Consider the following 18,207-nt stretch of genomic DNA (forward strand, 5'->3'; position numbering starts at 1 on the left):
ACAAGGCACACTCTGCCGGCAACCGTGAGATTGTGCCGGTTGCGGCCGCCGTAGCAGGGCAGGGGATGGGTTGAGCTCTATAGTGGGGTGACACATTGCCCCGAGCCGCACCCATGCAATCCTTTTCCCTCACGCGCAGCGACTATGTCGATCTGCAAAAACGCATCCTGGCCAATGCCAAGGCCCAACTGCGGCGCGGTGCTGGCAGCAGTGACAAGTCCACAGACGGGTCGGGACGGTGGTGGTTGCCCCTGGTGCTGTGGGGTGCCTCCGTGGTGCCGCTGGTGTTCCTTTTCCGCTGGCTGGAGGCGCTGCCCGACATGGGCAGCCACCTGGCGGTGGGGGCTGTGGGCATCGTGATCGGTGCATTGGCCTTCTGGGCGCTGGCCAGCAGTGGCACCCGTTCGCTCCAGAATGCCATGTTCGAGGACGACGGCTATTGCCTTGCGCCCCAGTCCCTCGACATAAGGGCCGACTGCATCGAGCAGCGATCGAATGCGGCCCACAGCCTTTGGCAGTGGGCCGGCTTCAAACGCCGGCAGGAGAGCGACACGCTCGTGTTCCTGTTCGTGGACAACGCCGTGTGCCTGACCGTGCCCAAATCCATCCTCACGCCCGAAACCTATGCGCTCATCGAGCAGCGCGTGCCGCTGCAGCGAGACTGACGACCCGTCACCCCCTGGGCCAGCCCGTCTGGAAGCTGTCGGTTCAGACTCCGAACACTTTGAGCACCGAATCCGCCAGGCCCTCCAGCCAGCGGGCCGGGCCGCCCTGGTGCTTGCCGGGGTTGGGCATCTCCTCGTACACGCAGAAGCCTTGGTCGCCCTCGAAGGAGTCATTGAGCAGAGCCTGCTTGCCGCGCAGGTAGGCGATGAAGGTCTCGCACCGGCGCGTGGAATAGCCCAGGTTGGCATTGAAGCCGATGGTCGCCGCCTGGCTGATGGCGCGGCCCGAGTCGGCCGGCTCCACGCGCACGCCTCGGCAACCCTGCACGATGAGCTGCGCGGGGCCGTGGAACGCCAGGTAGCGCAGTTGCAGCGTAAGCCAGGCATGCAGGCTGCCAAGCCGCCAGTGCGAGGTGATGCGCACCGGCATGCCACGCTGCTGCAGCACACCCACCAGGTTGTGCGGCTGCATCACCAGGGCCGCGCCTGCGGGCAGCAGCAGCACGCCGATTTCACTGTGGGCGTCCTGCGTGGCCGACACCACATGGGTCGCAGGTTCGCTGGCGCGGATGCGGGTCAGCGCCACCATGCCCGACGCCAGGCTGGTCAGCGGGTAGCGTGGGTTCAGCAGCCAGCAGGTGTCGCTGTGGCCTGCGGTGGATGCGCTCTGCAGAAAGTCGGGGTGTACCAGCAGCTCGTGGCCGGCGTCCACCACCACCTCGCGCGACACCGCTGCGTGGCCCGATTCCAGCGCCAGCTCGCCCAGGCTGTCCGGCAGCAAGCGCACGGGAGGGCGCCGCGCGGCCAGCGGCGCGAGCACGAAGTAGAACAGCACCTTGATGGCCAGCGGCGTGAGCATGGCACCCAGCAGTATCAGCAGCGCCGTTGGCATGATCTCCAGCAGCGGGGCCGACAGCCTGCCAAACCAGTTGCCGGCACGCAGCTCCTGCAGCGCCGCCTGCCGTTCGCGCAGCGGTGCAAGCAAGGTGTCGATCTCGCTGCGGTCCGGCGCGAACGCCTGCAGGGCCGGCAGCGGCTGTATCTCCTGCACCAGTGCCAGCTGGCGCTGGTAGTCGCCATCGGCGCGGCGGTTGTCTGCCAGCAGCTGTTCCTGCAGCGCCCTCAATTGCCCGCACTGGCGGTACTCGGCCGATCCGATGCCCAGCCGGCATGCCACGGGATGGCTCTGCTCCAGCGCCTCCCGCTCCCTTTTTGCGGCCTGCCACTGCGTGTATACACCCTGGTGGATGAGGCGCAGCCGCTCCAGCTCAGCCCGGCGCGACTGCGCCGACTGGGTGGCCTGCAAGCGCAGCCGCAGTTCCTGCAGGTACTTGCGCTCCGCGTCGAGCAGGTAGATCTCGGCATCCAGCCGCATGCCAGCCAGCTGGTGCTCCAGGATGGGCTGGCCTTTGAGCAGGGGGCCGAGCTCGCTGGCCTTCTGGCGCTCCAGCTGCTTGCGCCGGGTCTCCAGGTCCACCGCGTCGATGCGCTCGCCCAGGGCGCTCAGCGATGCGGCCGATAGACTGGCCACGCGCTCCTGGCTGGCGGTGGCAAGGGCGGCTACATCGCGCGCGATGCGCTGGTCTGCCCCCGCCAGCTGGGTGATCTCGGCCTGTGATGAGCGGTGGGACTGCCACTCGGCCCAAGCCCATCGGCCCAGCAGCAGCACCGCGCAGATCAGCACGAACGACAGCAGGTGGCGCAGCAGGAACCGGGCGACAGTCGCGGCAAGGGCTATCAAAAAGGGGCCTTTCGTGGTGCGCCCCCGATTGCCGGGAGGGAGGCGGCGTGCCATAGTATCCGCAGGGTGGAGGCGTGCGCGATGGGGCCGCACAGAAAAACCAGGGGAGTTACGATGCGGCGCATCCAGATCAGACTGGCTGTTTTGTACGGTGTCGGCCTGCTGGCCGTTCTGCTGCCCATCGGCGCGGCCGTGCTGCTGGCCGAGCACCGCAGCTTCGAGCAGCAAAAAGACCGTGCGAACCGGCTCGCCAGCGACATTCTGCAGCGTGCCCACAAGGTCGCCGACCAGATGGCGGCCGCATTCCAGGAACTGAATGCTGCAAAAAGCGCACAGCCATGCTCCGACACCAACCTGGACCTCATGCGCAAGCTGGTGGTCAAGTCCAATCTGCTGATCGATGTGGGCCATGTCGAGAACGGTGAGATGGTGTGCTCCTCGTTCGGCCGCAATGCCTACCGCGTCGGCCAGCCCACTTACCGGGGCGGCGGGGGGATGGATGTGCGTACACAGCTGGAGCACCCGCTGCTTGCGGGCTCACGCATGGTGATGTTGACCGATCCCAGGACCGGGTACTCCGCGCTCGTCCATGAGGGCTCCGTGCTCGATGTGGCCCCTTCCGACGGCCGATTGACCTATGGGGCTGTCGGCATGCGCAGCCAGTCCGCGCTGTTCCACCACGGGGCCTTCGAGCCCGCCTGGCTGGCAAACATGGGCAGCGCCTACGAGACCAGCTTCTTCGACGGCACCCGCATCATTGCCTTGAAGCGTTCGGATCGCTACGACCTGGCGGCCTACGTGGCCATTCCGCGCAGCGAAATCGACCACGACTGGGGGCGTGCCATGCTGGTGTTGCTGCCCGTGGGCATTGGCGCCGGGCTGGTGCTCGCGCTGGTGGTGGCGCAACTCGTTCGGCTGCAGCGCACGCTGTCCACGGCGCTGCGCGACGCGCTCAAGAACAATGAACTGTTCCTGGTCTACCAGCCCATCGTGGACCTGGTGTCCGGCCGCTGGGTCGGCGCCGAGGCGTTGCTGCGCTGGCGCAATGCGAACGGCGTGATGGTCAGCCCCGACGTGTTCATCCCCGAGGCAGAGCGCAGCCACCTGATCGAGCGCGTGACCGAACGTGTTGTGCAGTTGCTGGTGCTCGATGCTGCCGAGCTGCTGCGCCAGCGCCCGGATTTTCACATCGCCATCAACCTGTCGGCGCAGGACTTCAGCAACCCGGCGCTGCCCGAGCGCCTGCGCGGGGCCTGCGCGCAGATGCAGGTGCACCCGCGCAGCCTGCACATTGAGGCCACCGAGCGCGTGTTTCTGGACCTGGGCCAGGCCCGCAGAACCGTGGCCGCGCTGCGCGATCAGGGGCATGTCGTGTCCATCGACGACTTCGGCACCGGCTACTCCAGCCTGTCGTACCTGACGGAGTTCGAGCTCGACTGTCTGAAGATCGACAAGTGCTTCGTCAGCACCATAGGCACGCAGGCCGTGACCCGCAATGTCATAGGGCACATCATTGAAATGGCCAAATCCCTCCAGCTCAGGATGATCGCCGAAGGCGTCGAGACGCAGGAGCAGGCGGCCTACCTGCGTGAGCATGGGGTGGAGTTTGCCCAGGGCTGGTTGTTCGCCAGGCCGATGGACATTCGCCAGTTGGCGCAGGGAATCGACACCGCACCAGGCTGACCGATCGGTGCCTGGCGCCCAGGCACCGGTGCTCAGGGCTTTGCCGGCTGGGCGGTGGCCGCCTTGCCCGCCTGGGCCTTCTGGGTCTTGTTGTAGACCTCCATCACGGTGGCGAAGTCGCGCTCGAAGTTGATCGGCAGGAAGGTGTCGTTGCCCGGCAGCAGCTGGCGCAGCTTGGGCGAAAAGCTGTAGCTGTACGAGCACTTGGTCACGCGCGCCTGCACTTCGGGCGAGACGTCCTTGCCCAGGGTCCAGGTCTCGGTCATGAAGGGCGGGCTCTCCCACAGGGTGCGAATGCTCGACCCCTTCACGTCGCCCTTGACCACCATGCGCTGGTACAGGTCGCTGGCCACGGCGGCGGCCGGGTAGAAGCCGTGCATCACGCCGGTCACCGAGCGCTCGTGGCCGTTGGAGAAGACCACCTCGTAGTTCTGGTCGGGCACCAGGCCCAGTGCAGGAAACAGGGCGCGCGGCGCCAGGTTGCCCGAGTTGGAGGTGGGTGTGGTGTGCGCAATCTTCTTGCCCACCAGGTCCTGCGGCTTGGTGAACGGGCTGTCCACCCGCGAGATCAGGATCAGCTTGTACGAGTTGCGCTGCCCGCTGGCCTTGTTGCCTGGCACGCCAAAGGGGGCGGGCTGGCCTGCCGCCACCAGCTGCGGTACCAGGCCGGGGTTGACCTGGGCGAGCTGCACCTTGCCGGCGACGATGCCGTCGATCAGCTCCTTCTCGCCCAGCGTGTCGATGTTCACGCTGCGCTCCAGCGATTCGCCCTGCAGGTTCTGCAGGTCCATGTTGCCGCAGCGTGCCAGGTGGCTGAAGTAGTCCCCCCAGATGAGCATGGTCTCGCTCTTGGCGTAGGTCTTGGGCATGGCCACGACCAGCTTTTCGCGCGCGCCACTGAACAGCGGGGCCGCGGGTGCTGCGGCCTGCCGTGTGGCGGTGGTCTTGGTCGGCGGGGTGGCCGGGGTCTGTGCGGCCGCGGGGCCCAGCAGCAAGGTGGCGCCTGACAGCAGCGTCGCGCACAGGCGCATATCCAGTGGCTTGGTGGCAAACATGGTGTGGTATCTCCCTCGGTTCGTTCTGGTAAGCGGCAACGCAAGGCCGCCCTGCAGCGCGGGCCGGCCGGGAAGGCCGGGCGCTGGAGGGGCTGTGCGTTGGGAATGGGTGCCCTGCGGGCGGCCTGCGGCTGCACGCTGGTGCGGCACAGGCCCTGAAAGGGGTGGCCAGTATGCACGAGGCGACCGGGCTGTTTGTAACCTTGGCGACTGCGCGAGGCAGGGATGTGGCGCGCATGCCCAAGGGCCCATCCCACACGGCCCGGTTGACGCGCCGTCAAGCGCCGAGCGGCGCCCATGGACAAGGTGGAGAGGGCGCAGCACAAGCGGCACGGCAACAATCCAGCCACTTCACAGCCACCGCGGTCGCCACACCGATTCCACCATGTCCCAAAACGCCCACACCCTGCACCTGTTCTTCGAGGATCCGATCCGGCTCAAGTACGCCCAACTGGTGTACCAGTACATCGCCGAGGGCACCACCGACCAGGCCGAGCGCTGGGCCACAAAGCTGGGGACGGAGCTCGCACAGCTGTGGAACCCCGAGTGGTTCAACCAGCAGGTGACGGCCACACCCGGCTACCTGCAGCTGAACTTCGACACCGGCACCAGCGACCCGCTGCCCCTGTCCCCCCTGGTCGCACTGTTCGGCCACGGTCTGCAGGCTGCCGTGCTCGACGTGTTCTACGACCAGGTGGGCGAAACCCAGCGCATGTACTTCGACAAGGGCCAGTGGGTGCCGCGCCAGTACTTTCTGGCGCTGTACCCGCACCTGCAGGCCATCGTCGAGCCCGCACACGACCCGGACGATGGCGATGGGCCCGGCGAACGCGCTGCGGCCGATGCGCACGACCCGGCCAAGCCCCTCTCCGTCGCCCGCCTGGCCAAGGACGAGGCCAAGAAGCGCAAGGAGGCGCAGGAGGCCGCCGAGGCCTTTGTCGAGATCGCCAGGGCCATGGGCAAGAACGGCGTCAAGAACACCATGGACGGCGTGATCGGCGTGGTGGTGCTGGGATCGGCGCTCAAGGGTCTTCTGCACGCAGCGGTCTTCACCGTGGTCACCGTGCTGCTGTTCAAGGGCCTGTGGCTGTGGCTCGGGCTGGGCCTGCTGCTGGCCATTGCGCTGCCGCTGTACTACGCGACACGCACGCACAGCGAGCTGAAAGGCGATGGCGGCGATGGTGATGGCGATACCGACGGTGAAGCCGCCGCCGTTGGCTCTTGACCAGGGAGAGCACACATGCTGACGCAGATCGAATGGTGGGGTGGGGTGATCTTTGTGCTGGGGGCCTTGGCCTACCGGCTGGTGCTGGGCGCGCTGGAAAAGGGCGAGGGCGATGACGGGTACCGCTGGCTGATGCGCCTGTTCTTCGTGTTGCCGGGCGTGCTGCTGGCCGGCTATTTCTATCCGCTGGAACGCCTGGCGCTGCAGTACGCCTACCTGGGAGTGCTGGGCGTTGCGCTGCTGGCGGTGGCCGGGGTGCTGGTGCAGGAGGTCACGGGCGACGCCGATTCGGACAAGGACAAGGCCGCAAAGGCCGGGAGGGAGGGAGAAAAAAGCCAGGCCGGGGAGGGCTGCGAAGACGAGGAGCCTGGCTGGCTGATGACCATCGTGGGCGTGGCCGTGCTGTACAGCCCGGTGCTGGCCGCCTGTGGGCTGGCCTGCCACAAGGCATGGCCCATGGTGCAAAGGCTGGTGTGAGCCCGCATCGAGCGGCGGCCATGGCCTGCCAGCCCACTGCCGGGCCCGTTCGTTGTTCGATGCCCCGGCTTATTGGCCACCAGCACCCCTGGCGCAGGAGACAATGCCAGCCGGAGGCCTCGGCCTCTTTTTGTTGCGCTGTCCCCCTTCTCTTGCCGGCTTGCCGCCCACCATCCATGGCCCACGATTCCTTCCCGGAGCTTTTGTCCCTCTACATGCGCCGCATCCGTGCGAGTGCCTCGGGGGTGGCCACCGAGATCGGCCTGAGCCGCGAGGCGGTGAACAACTGGCGCAACGGCATGTCGGCACCCAACGCCCGCTCGCGCGAGAAGGTGGTGGCCTGCACCCGCTACCTGCGCCTGACCGAGGCCGAGGCCAACCGCCTGCTCAGCGCCGCCGGCTTCGCGCCCGAGTTCCCGTTGCAGGCCGAGGTGGAGGTACCCGCCACGGCCGTGGACAGCGTCAAGGGGGCAGAAGGCGATCAGCCCTTCGGCGCCTTCCAGGCCCGGTTGTTCGGCCAGCTCGCGCAGGCCATGCCGTACCCGATCTCCATGCTGCTGTCGCCCGCGCACTGGGGGCAGCCGCCGTTCCGGCCCGAGCTGCTGCAGCGTGCGCGCCAGCAGTACGGCGCCGCATCGGTGCTGCACATCCAGCCGCCCTACAGCGTGAGCACCGCGCCCACCGAGTACTTTGCCGCCATCGGCCGCCAGTGCGGGCTGGGCGAGCTGCAGTCGGACTATGAATTCGAATCCGCGCTGGAGCGGCGCCTTTTGGCCGGCGAGCGCCTGTTCTGCCTGGTCAGCCGCTTCGAGCAGGGCACGCCCGCGCTGCGCGAAACGCTGGCCGGCATCCTGCGCAGCCTCAGCGAGATGCACAGTGGCCGCCTGCACCTGTTGCTGTGCGGTGGCGAGGCGCTGGCCGACCTCAAGTACCGCAGCGGCGACATGTCGCTGCTCAACATCGCCCAGGTCAATCACTGGCCCGAGCCCACGCTGGCCGACCTGGCCCTGCTGGCGCGCCAGCGCTGGCCCAGCCACGACTGGCCGCTGCCCGTGCTGGCCCACCTGCTGGACGCCAGCGGCGGCCACCCCGCGCTGTTCGAGGAAGGGCTGCAGTGGTTGGTGGAGCAGGGCATCAACGAAACGCAGGCCGCATCCGCCGCACTGCGCACGCAGTTGGCAGGCAGCCCGCGCCTGTGGCAGACCTTTTTGCCGCTGGCGCAGGAGGGCGCCCCGCGCGAGCGCCTGCGCAGCCTGCTGCAGGCCGACGACCTGGGCCGCGCACGCCCCTACCTGCAGGACGACGAGCTGCGCCGCCTGTTCTGGGGCAACCTCATCCACGTGCGCGGCACGGGCGACGCGGCGCGCCTGCACTGGCGCTGCGACACGGTACGCCATGCGGGCCTGATGGTGCTGGAGGCCGCGTGCTCGAACAGCTGAGGTCCTGGCTGACCTGGCCGGTGGTGCGCGCGCTGCTGATCGCCACGGCCACGCTGTTCATCGGCAGCGCGCTGCTCACCCCGCACCTGAACCCTGCCACGCGCGGATCGGTGCGCACGGCTGAGAGCATCGGCCCCGTGTGGGGCGAGCTGGTGCAATGGCGCGTGGCCCTGGTGCAGGCCAGCCAGGAGCTGGGCCATTGGCCCGAGGACATCCAGAAGTACGCGCCGCAGATACCCTTCCCCAAGCTGCGCGTCACCTCGCCCGGGCCGCTGCGCCTGCAGGCCGATGTGATCAGCGACCCTGCGCTCGGCAACCTGTCCGGCACGCAGGTGCTGCTGCACATGACGCCCGACATGTACCACTGGACCTGCCGCCCCGGCAAGCCGCCCATGCCCCCAGGCATGCTGCCCATCAGCTGCGCAGCCGGGCCCGAGAGCCAAGACGGCAAGGGCGACGACATGGACCCCGAGGCCGTGCGCCAGAGCCGCATCGCTGCGGTGGAGGCAGCCGACCCCTTCGGCTGGCTGCGCAGCCTCATCAAGTGGTGCGCCTTGATCTTCATCGTGGGCGCCGTGGTATGGGTGCTGCGCCACCCGCTGATCGGCCCGGCGCAGCTGCGCCCCGAAAAGCTGCTGCGCACCCCTGTCTCGCGCCTGCCGCGCATCGACCAGTTGCTGCGCACCGTGGGCCGGCTGCGCGCCACGCTCGAAGCCGCCGAGGTCCGCACCCGGGACTGGCAGAGCGCCGTGCAGTTCGCGCACGACGACCCGGCCGACCAGTCCACGGTGCTGGCCGAGCGCGTGTCTGCCCGCAGCCAGCCGAGCCGCGACTGGGCGCTGCCCGGCGCGGTGTTCGAGTGGCAGTTTCCGCCGGACCTGCCGGTCTCTCTGGACCGTTGCCTGCTCTACGTCCCCACCCCGGGGCTCGACGAAGCCACCGTGCTGCGCCAGTTGCGCGCCGCGCAGACCGGCACCGACGTGCTGCTCATATTGTGCGAGCACGGCACCGAGACCCCCTGGCCCCTGCTGCGCGCCCACACCGACGACGGCGCCAACCTGCATGTGATGGTGGACAGCGCCAGCCAGACCGAATGGCTGCTCTCGGCCCAGCCCCTGCAGGTGCTGCTGCGCCTGCTGGCCGCCCAACTGCGCGTGACGCGCATCTCGCCCTACCAGACCCGCGGCGGCGTCACGCGCGAAGGCTCCTTCTTCGGGCGCGAGCAACTGCTGGCCCGCGTGGTCAACCGCGAGCCGGCCAACTACCTGGTGGTGGGCGGGCGCCAGTTGGGCAAGAGCAGCCTGCTCAAGGCCGTGCAGCGTCGCCTGCAGGGCCACCCGCAGATCGTCTGCCACTATGTCTCGCTGCGCGACCACCGGCTGGCGCCGCGCATGGCGCTGCAGTTCGGCCTGCCGGCCGACACGCCGCTCGAAGCCATCGTGGACCACCTGCAGGCCCAGTACACCGGCAAGCGCCTGTACCTGCTGATCGACGAGGCCGACCTGTTCTTTCGCGACGAGTCGAACCACGGCTACCACCAGCTGTCGACCCTGCGCTCGCTCAGCGAAGAGGGGCGCTGCTGGTTCATGCTGGCCGGCTTCTGGGACCTGTATGCCACGGCCGTGCTCGATTACCAGAGCCCCCTGCGCAATTTTGGCGAGGTGCTGGCCATCGGCGGGCTGGAGCGGCCTGCCTGCAAGGCCCTGGCCACCGAGCCGCTGCGCCGCCTGCGCCTGGGCTTTGGCGGCGATGCCCTGGTGGAGCGCCTGGTGGATGCCAGCGGCCTGCGCGCCAACCTGGTCGCCATCCTGTGCCAGGAATGCCTGGAGGCCCTGCAGCCCGGCGAGCGCGTGATCGAAAAGCGCCACCTGGACCAGGCCCTGGCCTCCCAGCCCGTGCAGGACGCCCTGGCCGGCTGGGGCCGCCTCTCGCCCGACGACGACGCCTGCCGGCTCGACCGCGTGGTGGTCTACCACGTCGCCCAGCAGGCCGAAACCAGCTTGGTGGCCCTGGCCGGGCTGCTGCAGGGCCACGGCGTGCAGGCCGACGCCCAGGCCCTGCGACAGTCGCTCGCGCGCCTGCAACTGGCCTGGGTGCTGCGCCGCGAGGGCGCGGCCTACAGCTTTGCCATACCGCTCATGTCCGCGCAGTTCGAGCCCAGCGAGGTGGGGCTGCTGCTGCACCAGGAGCTGGCGGTGATGGCCAAGGCCTGACTTGTATTGAATCCGTTTTCTGACCTTCCTCCTTCATGGCCATCTCTTCTTCCTCCGTCACCCTGGAGCGCGACATCGGGTTCGACAGCCTCATTGCCGAGATCGAACGCCTGGTCCGCGGTGGCGTGCACCCGGACCGCATCAGCGTGTCCCAGTACCCTGCGGCCCAGTGGGTGTGCAGCAACCATTGGGCATTTTCGGGCAGTGACGACGATGCCTCTGTAGCCCGTCGCGTGGATGCCCAGGTGGCGCTGCTGCGCCTGCTGCTGGAGCACGGTGCCGATCCCAACAGGCGCAAGAACCGCAATTCCACGCCGCTGGCCGTGTGCTGTGGGCAGTTGTCCACCTATTCCGGGGAGCACCATCGTGTGCTGGAGAAGCTGGGCCTGGTGCTGGCGGCAGGGGGCGATCCGAAGCAGACCAAAGAGCCCGCCATCTGCATCGCACTGGGGCTGCGCGACATGCGGGGCGAGATTTCCGACATACCGTTCCGCGACGATGCGGATGAAGGCCACGCCGACATGGTCTTGCAAGCCATCGACATGCTGCTCAAGGCCGGTGCCGACATCGAAGCCATGGACCAGCGCGAGATGTACACGCCGGTGCTCATGGCGGCTTACCTGGGCAGCTTGCCGCTGCTGCAGTTGCTCAAGGAGCGCGGCGCCAATGTGCACGCCACCAACCCAAGCGGCTCCAATGCGCTGATGTTCATCGCTGGCGACGTGGAGGGCCTGGCCGGCAGCCGCGCAGGCATTTCGGCCACCTGGCACCGATTTGGCGACCCTGTCGCCACGACCCGCCAGCTGCTCGACTGGGGCCTGGACCCCGCAGCCGCCAACGCCCGCGGGCGCACCCCGCTGCGCCTGGCGGTGAACGCCGGCAACCTGGATGTTGCCGCCGTGCTGGCCGAGGCGTTGGCTGCGCGGGGCAAGCTGGTGGCGGCAGACGTGCGTCTGTTCAAGGGCACCGGGTACGAGACCCAGGTGGCAGCCCTTGCCACCAGTGCATCGCCCAAGAAGCCTGCAAAGGCCAAGACCGCACCCGACGGCGCAGCCCAGCGCGCCACCTGGGAGCGCGCCCCCGGGCTGATTGACGGCCCCACCGACTGGGAGCCCAGTCAATATCCAGAGTGGCTGCGCACCTGCCTGAAGGAGGTGGTCGAGCGCCTTGCGTTGGGTGCAGACGCGCGCGTGCCGCCCAGTTTGCTGTACCTGGATTACGACGGCTATTTCCGGTCTCTGACCATTTCGCGCACCAAGTCGTACCTGAGCCGCAGCGGTGCGGTAACGCTCAAGCCCCGCGTGTTCGACTGGGCCAACCTGTCCGTCAGCTTCTCACAAGTGGAGGGCGACGACTGGGTGCACCGCGAAGCCATCGAACTGCCCATGGTGGCGGGAACGCCCCCTGCCACCGAGGTGCTGTGCGACGCCATCGGCCAGCTGTGCGCCAGGTACCTCAAGACGGGGGAGTGATGCCGGCTGCGCGGTAAAGGGCATGGCCCGCGCTGCCGAGCCACTGGCGCGAAAAGGCCTCTGCGCCTGCGCGATACTGCGCATGCCATGTCCCTCCTGAACACCGCCAAAGACTGGGCACGCCGCACAAAGCGCGACGTCGTCGCCGTCTACTTCGCTGCCCGCGATGCGCGCACGCCATGGCCTGTGCGCTGCCTGGCCATTGCCGTGGCTGCGTATGCGCTCAGCCCCATCGACCTGATCCCCGATTTCATCCCCGTGCTGGGCTACCTGGACGACATGCTGATCGTCCCCCTCGGCCTGCTGCTCGTCATCCGCATGCTGCCGCCTGCGGTGCTGCAGGAGGCCCGTGACAAGGCAGCCAGCGTGCTGGAGCGGCCCCAGAGCCGGGCTGCGGCGGTGGCCATCGTGCTGGTCTGGCTGGCCTGTGCGTCGGGGCTCATCTACTGGTGGGTGCATCGGCCGAACTGAAGGCAGCGGTGGGGTGCGATCCCTTGCGATTCCCGTACGATAGCGGGCATGCAAATCCGATTGGAATCCCCCCGCCAACCCGACGTGGTGCAGCTCATCGACGACCTCGACGCCTTCCAGAAACCGCTGTACCCGCCCGAGAGCCACCACGGCATCGACCTGAACGCGCTCGACCAGCCCCACGTGCTGTTCGCCGTGGCGCGCTCGGAGCAGGGCGTGGCCCTGGGCTGCGGCGCCATGGTGCTGGGCGCCGATTTCGGCGAGGTCAAGCGCATGTACGTGCGCCCCGAGGCGCGCGGCCAGGGGCTGGCCCGGGCATTGCTGGACTTTGTCGAAGCCCAGGCCGTCGCGCGCGGCTGTAAGCGTTTTGCGCTGGAGACGGGCCCCCTGCAGCCCGAGGCGCTGGCGCTGTACGCGCGCATGGGCTATCAAGAGTGCGGTCCGTTTGGCGACTATGCGCCGGATGTGCACAGCGTGTTCATGCGCAAACAGGTGCCGGTGGCTGCGTGATGGCGCTGGCCGATGGCACCACCGTGCGCCGGCTCACGGCCGAGGATGCCGAGGCCTTCAGCGCGCTGCGCCGGCAGGTTGCTGCAGACAACCCCGTACCCTTGGGCCTGGGCATGCAGGAGGAACTGGCTCGGCCCCTCCAGGGCTTTCGCGACCAGTTGTCGGCTCCGTCGAACGCCGTGTTCGGCGCCTTTGTCGGGTCCGCGCTGGCCGCCACAGCCGCCGTGGCCCCATCGGGGCCATTCACCTCGTCGCGCCACAAGCTTGTGCTGTGGGGCACCTTCGTGGCCCCCGCCCACCGGCGCAAGGGCCTGGGGCGCCTGGTGGTGCTCCAGGCCATCGACCACGCTCGCCAGGCCGGCGCGCGCCGCGTGCACCTCACCATGTACCTGCCCAACCCGGCCGCTCACGCCTTGTACGAGTCCCTGGGTTTCGTCGCCTGGGGCACCGAGCCCGAGGCCGTGTGCATCGATGGCACCTACCATGGTGCGATGCAGATGGGTTTGCTGCTGCAGTAGGCAGTAACGCGGCGGCGCCTGGCATTGAATAGCAGGAGGAACCCCTATGCCGCAGACCGTTGCCATGACCGCCGCACCGCTACACAGCTTCTTCTGGCGCCGCATTGGCGGCGGCACTGGCAGCGATGTCTGCCGTGTCCACCAGCGCGCCGATGGCGGCTGGGACCTGCGCGGCATGGCGGTGTTCCATGACGAAGGGCTGGCATGCGACCTGGGCTATGTGGTCCGTGTCGATGCGCAGTGGGTCACGCAGTCGGCCCAGGTGAATGGCCATTGCGGCGAGCGTTTGGTGGATCTGCATTTTCACCCCGATACCGATGGCCGCTGGCAGACGGGGCAGGGCGGTGGACCCGATGCAGACACCGGTATTTCAGCCAGCGCATGCCCGGATATGGACCTCAATTTCAGCCCCGCCACCAACATGATCGCGATCCGCCGCATGGCCTTGCGGGTCGGGAAAGAGGCGCAGGCACCTGCGGCCTGGCTGTCGTTCCCGGACCTGCGGCTGCGGGAATTGCCGCAGGTCTATCGGCGGCTGGATGCCGTGCGCTACCAGTATGACGCGCCTACGGTGGGGTACAGCGGGGTGCTTCAGGTGTGCGGGGATGGCGCGGTGGTGGAGTATCCGGAGCTGTTTGCGCGGGTCGCCTTCTGAGCGAAGCCCCGCTTGGCGCTGCCCGTTTCGCGGCAGCAACAGCCCCCAGGTGTCACGCACCTGACGCATTCAGCCCCCAAGCTCGCGTGCTTTCTCCCTCTCCCGCAGAAAGACACTTCCCATGGGCTTCGCACACACCACCTGGCGCCGTTCGGCCGCCGTCTTCGCCCTGGCCGCACTGACCACGGCCCTGGCCGCCTGCGGCGGCAGCGACGATGACAACGGCGAATCCCGCGTTGCATCCCTCAAGCTGATCGGCACCGCATCCCTGCCCACCGGCACGCTGTTCGAGGGCGTGGAGTTCGGCGGCATCTCGGGGCTGGACCTGGCGACCGATGGCAGCTACTGGGCCATCGCCGATGACCGGGGCGGCGAGCGCGGCACGCCGCGCTTTTACAACCTCTCCATCGACTACGCCGCCACCGGCCCCGTCACGGTCAAGGTCAACCGCCAGGCCTACATGCAGCGCGAAGACGGATCCACCTTTCCTGCCAACGCGCGCACGGTGGACCCCGAGGCGATCCGCCTGGCGCCCAATGGCAACCTGTACTGGTCGTCCGAGGGCAACTGGGGCACGACGGCGGCCACCCTGTTCCAGCCCTTCGTGCGCGAGATGACGGCGGCCGGCAAGTTCGTGCGCGAGTTCAAGATGCCCGCGATCTACAACTACGTGGACAACGCGAGCACGGGCGCGCGCAGCAACAAGCTCTTCGAGGCGCTGACGGTGGCGCCCGATGGCACGGTGTTCGTGGCCAATGAGGACGCGCTGATCCAGGACGGCCCGCTGACCACCGTGCAGGCCGGCAGCGTGGTGCGTGTGACCGCACTGGACCCGGCCACGGGCGCGGCCAAGGCGCAGTATGCGTACCAGTTGCCCAAGATCCCGGTGGATGCACCGGCCGGCGCGCCGTTCGGGCCGGACAACGGTTTGTCGGAGTTTCTGGCCAGCGGCAACAAGAAGTTCATCGCGATCGAACGCGCCTTTGCCTCGGGCATCGGCAACACCATCCGCCTGGTGCTGACCGAGATCACCGATGCCACGACCAACGTGACCAGCATGGCCAGCCTGGCAGGCACTGCTGCCTACACGCCCATGACACGCAGGCTGCTGCTCGAAATGCCCATCACCTACCAGGGCGTCAAGCTCGACAACATCGAGGCCATCACCTGGGGCAAGACCCTGCCCAATGGCCACCGCACCCTCGTGCTGGCGGCGGACAACAATTTCACCGCCGACACGCAGGCCAATCAGTTCATCGTCTTCGAAGTGATCCCGGACTGATGTGCAGCGGTTGGGGCGCCAGCAACCAAGCTGCTGGCCCTACCGCTCGATCATCTCCTGCACCTTGGCGGCGAGGGCCGCCACGTCAAACGGCTTGGTGATCACCTCCATGCCAAACGCCAGCAGCCCATTGCCCACGGCGGCGTTCTCGGCGTAGCCGGTGATGAACAGCACCTTGAGGTCCGGGCGCGTCACGCGGCCTGCGTCGGCCACCTGGCGGCCGTTCAGGCCGCCGGGCAGGCCCACATCGGTCAGCAACAGGTCGATGCGGCGCTCGGATTGCAGCACATGCAGGCCGGAAGGGCCGTCGCCCACCGAGATCACGTTGTAGCCCAGGTCTTCCAGCTCCTCGGCGATCAGGCCGCGGATGGTGGCTTCGTCCTCGATGAGCAGCACCACCTCGCCATCGCCCCGGTGGTCGAAGCTGGGCAGGGGGTCTTGCCCAGCCTGCTCCGCATCACCGACATAGCGCGGCAGGTACAGGCACATGGTCGTGCCCTCGCCGGGCACCGAGTAGATGCGCACCTGCCCGCCCGACTGGCGCACGAAGCCGTAGACCATCGACAACCCGAGCCCCGTGCCCTGGCCCATGGGCTTGGTGGTGAAGAAGGGATCGAACGCGCGTGCGATCACCTCGGGCGCCATGCCCACGCCGGTGTCGGTCACGCACAGCGAGATGTACTGGCCGGGCGGCAGCTCGCGCTCGGCCGCAGCGCGGTCGTCCAGCCATTTGTTGGCGGTCTCGATGGTCAGGCGCCCACCGTTGGGGGCCATGGCGTCGCGCGCGTTGATGCACAGGTTGAGCACGGCGTTTTCGAGCTGCGAGGGGTCCACCTGCGTGAGCCACAGGCCGCCCGCGCCCACCACCTCCACCTCGACCGAGGGGCCCACCGTGCGGCGCACCATCTCCTCGATGCCCCCCACCAGGCGGTTCACGTCGGTGGGGCGCGGGTCCAGCGTCTGGCGGCGTGAGAAGGCCAGCAGGCGCTGGGTCAGCGAGGCCGCCCGGCGCACCGCGCTTTGCGCCATGCCGATGTAGCGCTCGGTGTTGTCGTAGTTTCTGGCGGCGAGGCGCTTTTCCAGCACCTGCAGGCTGGCGCTCATGCCCGCCAGCAGGTTGTTGAAGTCGTGCGCAATGCCGCCGGTGAGCTGGCCGATGGCCTCCATCTTCTGCGACTGGCGGAACTTGGCCTCCACCTCCATCAGCTCGTTGGTGCGCTCGGTCACCTTGCGCTCCAGCGACTCGTTCATCTCGCGCAACTGGGCTTCGTTGCCGCGCAGCTCGCTTTCGGAGCGCACGCGCTCGGTGGCAGTGCGGGTGCGGCCCGCAATTTCGCGCATGAACTCGCATTCTTCCTGGGTCCACTGGCGCACGTCGTCCTGGTTCACGAAGAGCACGGCCACCAGGCGTTCGTGCTCCACCACGGGGATGTTCATGAACGCACGGGCACTGCGCGACTCCAGCGCAGCGGCGGCCACCGCGGTACGGGGGTCGCTGCGCACATCGGTCACCCTGACGAACTCGTCGTTCTTGAGCGAGTCGATGAAGGTGCCGAAGTCCCGCAGACAGAGCTCTCCCTGCAGCGTCAGCACCCCCGGGGCCGTCCAGTCGCATTGCACATGCAGCATGTCGGTATCGTGCTCCACCCGGCCATAGCCCGCGCGGCTCACCTTGAGCGTCTGGCCCAGGATGCGGGCTGCCGCCAGGCTGATGTCGTCCACGTTGTCCAGCCCGCGCAACTGGCTGGTGAACTCGATCAAGGCGTCGCGCTTGGCCTCTGCGGCCACCCGCTCGGTGACGTCCAGGCCCTCCACGAAGATGCCGGTCACTGCGCCGGAGGTGTCGCGGATCGGTTGGTACACGAAATCCAGGTAGCGCTCGCTCACCGGCTCGCCCGCATGCTGCTGGATGTCGAAACGCGCGCCAAAGGCCGTTGCGGCCCTGCCGCTCGCGTACACGCCATCGAGCATGGCCACGTAGCCCTGCTCGGCGGCCTCGGGCAGAGCGTCGGCCACCGTGCGGCCCAGCAGGGCGCGGTCGCCCACCAGCTCCAGGTACCTGGGGTTGGCCAGTTCGATGCGGTGCGTGGGGCCCTGCAGCAGCACCATGAAGCTGGGCGACTGCTCGAACAGCGTGGCAAAGCGCTCGCGCTCCATCAGCAGGCGCCGGTCGGCCAGCACCTTGTCGGTGGTTTCCACCACCAGGGCCATGGCGCCCACCGGGGTGCCGGCGTCGTCCACCAGGGGGGAGTAGTTCAGGTCCACCCACAGCGGCTTGTGCACGCCGTCGCGGTTCAGGCTCAGTTCCTGGTCTTCATACGTGAGCGTGCCGCCGGCCAGACAGACCTTGAGCACCCGGTCGTTGAGATCGGCCGCCTCGGGCCAGGCCTCGCGGATCTTCATGCCCAGGAGGCCCGGGTGGCGTGCGCCCGAGAACCTGGAGTAGGGGTCGTTGTAGATCAGCACGCCCGATTCGCCCCACAAGGTGGCGATCGGCATGGGGCAGCGCAGCATGTTGGCCAGCGCCAGCGTGAGGTGGGCGGGCCAGTGTTCGAGCGGCCCCAGTTCGGTCGAGGCCCAATCGAAGCGCGCGATCAATCCGGCCATTTCGCCGCCGGCGCACAGGAGTGAAGCTTGGGTAGTGGGTATGCCGGAGGACATGGGTGCCTGGTTCTGTGATCGGGCCGTGCCCGGGGAAGGCGGTGCGGCACCGCATTTTTCGCACGATGATAAAGACACCTGTCCAGAGATTTTGTAGGCATTCGCCTATGCCATCACCAAACATGCACGACCTGGCAATG

The 18,207-nt window shown here is 68.1% G+C and carries 15 protein-coding genes; 12 read left to right on the plus strand and 3 right to left on the minus strand.

Annotation, left to right across the window (positions count from 1 at the left end):
- Positions 1–113 precede the first annotated feature (113 nt).
- Positions 114–665: a YcxB family protein gene (locus U5N23_RS06940; RefSeq protein WP_322592072.1), complete on the plus strand. Its 552-nt coding sequence runs from the start codon at positions 114–116 to the stop codon at positions 663–665.
- Between the two features lie 43 nt (positions 666–708).
- Here the strand turns inward: U5N23_RS06940 and U5N23_RS06945 are convergent, their stop codons facing one another.
- A complete protein-coding gene (locus tag U5N23_RS06945; protein ID WP_322592073.1) occupies positions 709–2,406 on the minus strand; it encodes a hypothetical protein in 1,698 nt (565 codons plus the stop codon).
- A 114-nt stretch (positions 2,407–2,520) separates the two neighbouring features.
- On the opposite strand from U5N23_RS06945, the gene U5N23_RS06950 reads away from it, so the two are divergent.
- The gene (locus U5N23_RS06950) at positions 2,521–4,089 is read left to right on the plus strand and encodes an EAL domain-containing protein (RefSeq protein ID WP_322592074.1); all 1,569 of its coding nucleotides are present in this window, start codon (positions 2,521–2,523) and stop codon (positions 4,087–4,089) included.
- A gap of 32 nt (positions 4,090–4,121) precedes the next feature.
- On the opposite strand, the gene U5N23_RS06955 is transcribed toward U5N23_RS06950, so the two are convergent.
- On the minus strand, positions 4,122–5,144 hold the full coding sequence (locus U5N23_RS06955; protein WP_322592075.1) for a PhnD/SsuA/transferrin family substrate-binding protein: 1,023 nt from the start codon (positions 5,142–5,144) through the stop codon (positions 4,122–4,124).
- Between the two features lie 385 nt (positions 5,145–5,529).
- Here U5N23_RS06955 and U5N23_RS06960 point away from each other — a divergent pair, with 385 nt between their 5' ends.
- The 10 genes from U5N23_RS06960 to U5N23_RS07005 all read left to right on the plus strand — a co-directional run bounded on the left by U5N23_RS06960 (position 5,530) and on the right by U5N23_RS07005 (position 15,406).
- Positions 5,530–6,369, plus strand: coding sequence for a hypothetical protein (locus U5N23_RS06960; protein WP_322592076.1), 840 nt, complete (start codon positions 5,530–5,532; stop codon positions 6,367–6,369).
- A 15-nt stretch (positions 6,370–6,384) separates the two neighbouring features.
- Positions 6,385–6,846, plus strand: a complete 462-nt coding sequence (locus U5N23_RS06965) for a hypothetical protein (RefSeq protein ID WP_322592077.1) — start codon at positions 6,385–6,387, stop codon at positions 6,844–6,846.
- A gap of 176 nt (positions 6,847–7,022) precedes the next feature.
- Positions 7,023–8,285 (plus strand): hypothetical protein, encoded by a 1,263-nt coding sequence (locus U5N23_RS06970; protein WP_322592078.1) that lies wholly within the window; start codon positions 7,023–7,025, stop codon positions 8,283–8,285.
- Positions 8,270–10,498: an ATP-binding protein gene (locus U5N23_RS06975; protein ID WP_322592079.1), complete on the plus strand. Its 2,229-nt coding sequence runs from the start codon at positions 8,270–8,272 to the stop codon at positions 10,496–10,498. The genes U5N23_RS06970 and U5N23_RS06975 overlap by 16 nt, the downstream gene beginning before the upstream one ends.
- Positions 10,499–10,533: 35 nt before the next feature.
- A complete protein-coding gene (locus tag U5N23_RS06980) occupies positions 10,534–11,970 on the plus strand; it encodes a hypothetical protein (RefSeq protein WP_322592080.1) in 1,437 nt (478 codons plus the stop codon).
- 87 nt (positions 11,971–12,057) lie between these two features.
- A complete protein-coding gene (locus U5N23_RS06985; protein WP_322592081.1) occupies positions 12,058–12,441 on the plus strand; it encodes a YkvA family protein in 384 nt (127 codons plus the stop codon).
- A gap of 48 nt (positions 12,442–12,489) precedes the next feature.
- Positions 12,490–12,951, plus strand: a complete 462-nt coding sequence (locus U5N23_RS06990) for a GNAT family N-acetyltransferase (protein ID WP_322592082.1) — start codon at positions 12,490–12,492, stop codon at positions 12,949–12,951.
- Positions 12,951–13,469: a GNAT family N-acetyltransferase gene (locus U5N23_RS06995; RefSeq protein ID WP_322592083.1), complete on the plus strand. Its 519-nt coding sequence runs from the start codon at positions 12,951–12,953 to the stop codon at positions 13,467–13,469. The genes U5N23_RS06990 and U5N23_RS06995 overlap by 1 nt, the downstream gene beginning before the upstream one ends.
- A 46-nt stretch (positions 13,470–13,515) precedes the next feature.
- The gene (locus U5N23_RS07000; protein WP_322592084.1) at positions 13,516–14,124 is read left to right on the plus strand and encodes a putative glycolipid-binding domain-containing protein; all 609 of its coding nucleotides are present in this window, start codon (positions 13,516–13,518) and stop codon (positions 14,122–14,124) included.
- Between the two features lie 121 nt (positions 14,125–14,245).
- On the plus strand, positions 14,246–15,406 hold the full coding sequence (locus tag U5N23_RS07005; RefSeq protein WP_322592085.1) for an esterase-like activity of phytase family protein: 1,161 nt from the start codon (positions 14,246–14,248) through the stop codon (positions 15,404–15,406).
- A gap of 39 nt (positions 15,407–15,445) precedes the next feature.
- Here U5N23_RS07005 and U5N23_RS07010 read toward each other — a convergent pair whose 3' ends face one another.
- Positions 15,446–18,013 carry an ATP-binding protein gene (locus U5N23_RS07010; protein ID WP_322592086.1) on the minus strand — a complete coding sequence of 856 codons (2,568 nt, stop codon included), beginning with the start codon at positions 18,011–18,013 and terminating at the stop codon, positions 15,446–15,448.
- Positions 18,014–18,207 lie beyond the last annotated feature (194 nt).

Source organism: Acidovorax sp. (assembly GCF_034519795.1).
Taxonomy (GTDB): Bacteria; Pseudomonadota; Gammaproteobacteria; order Burkholderiales; family Burkholderiaceae_C; genus Acidovorax.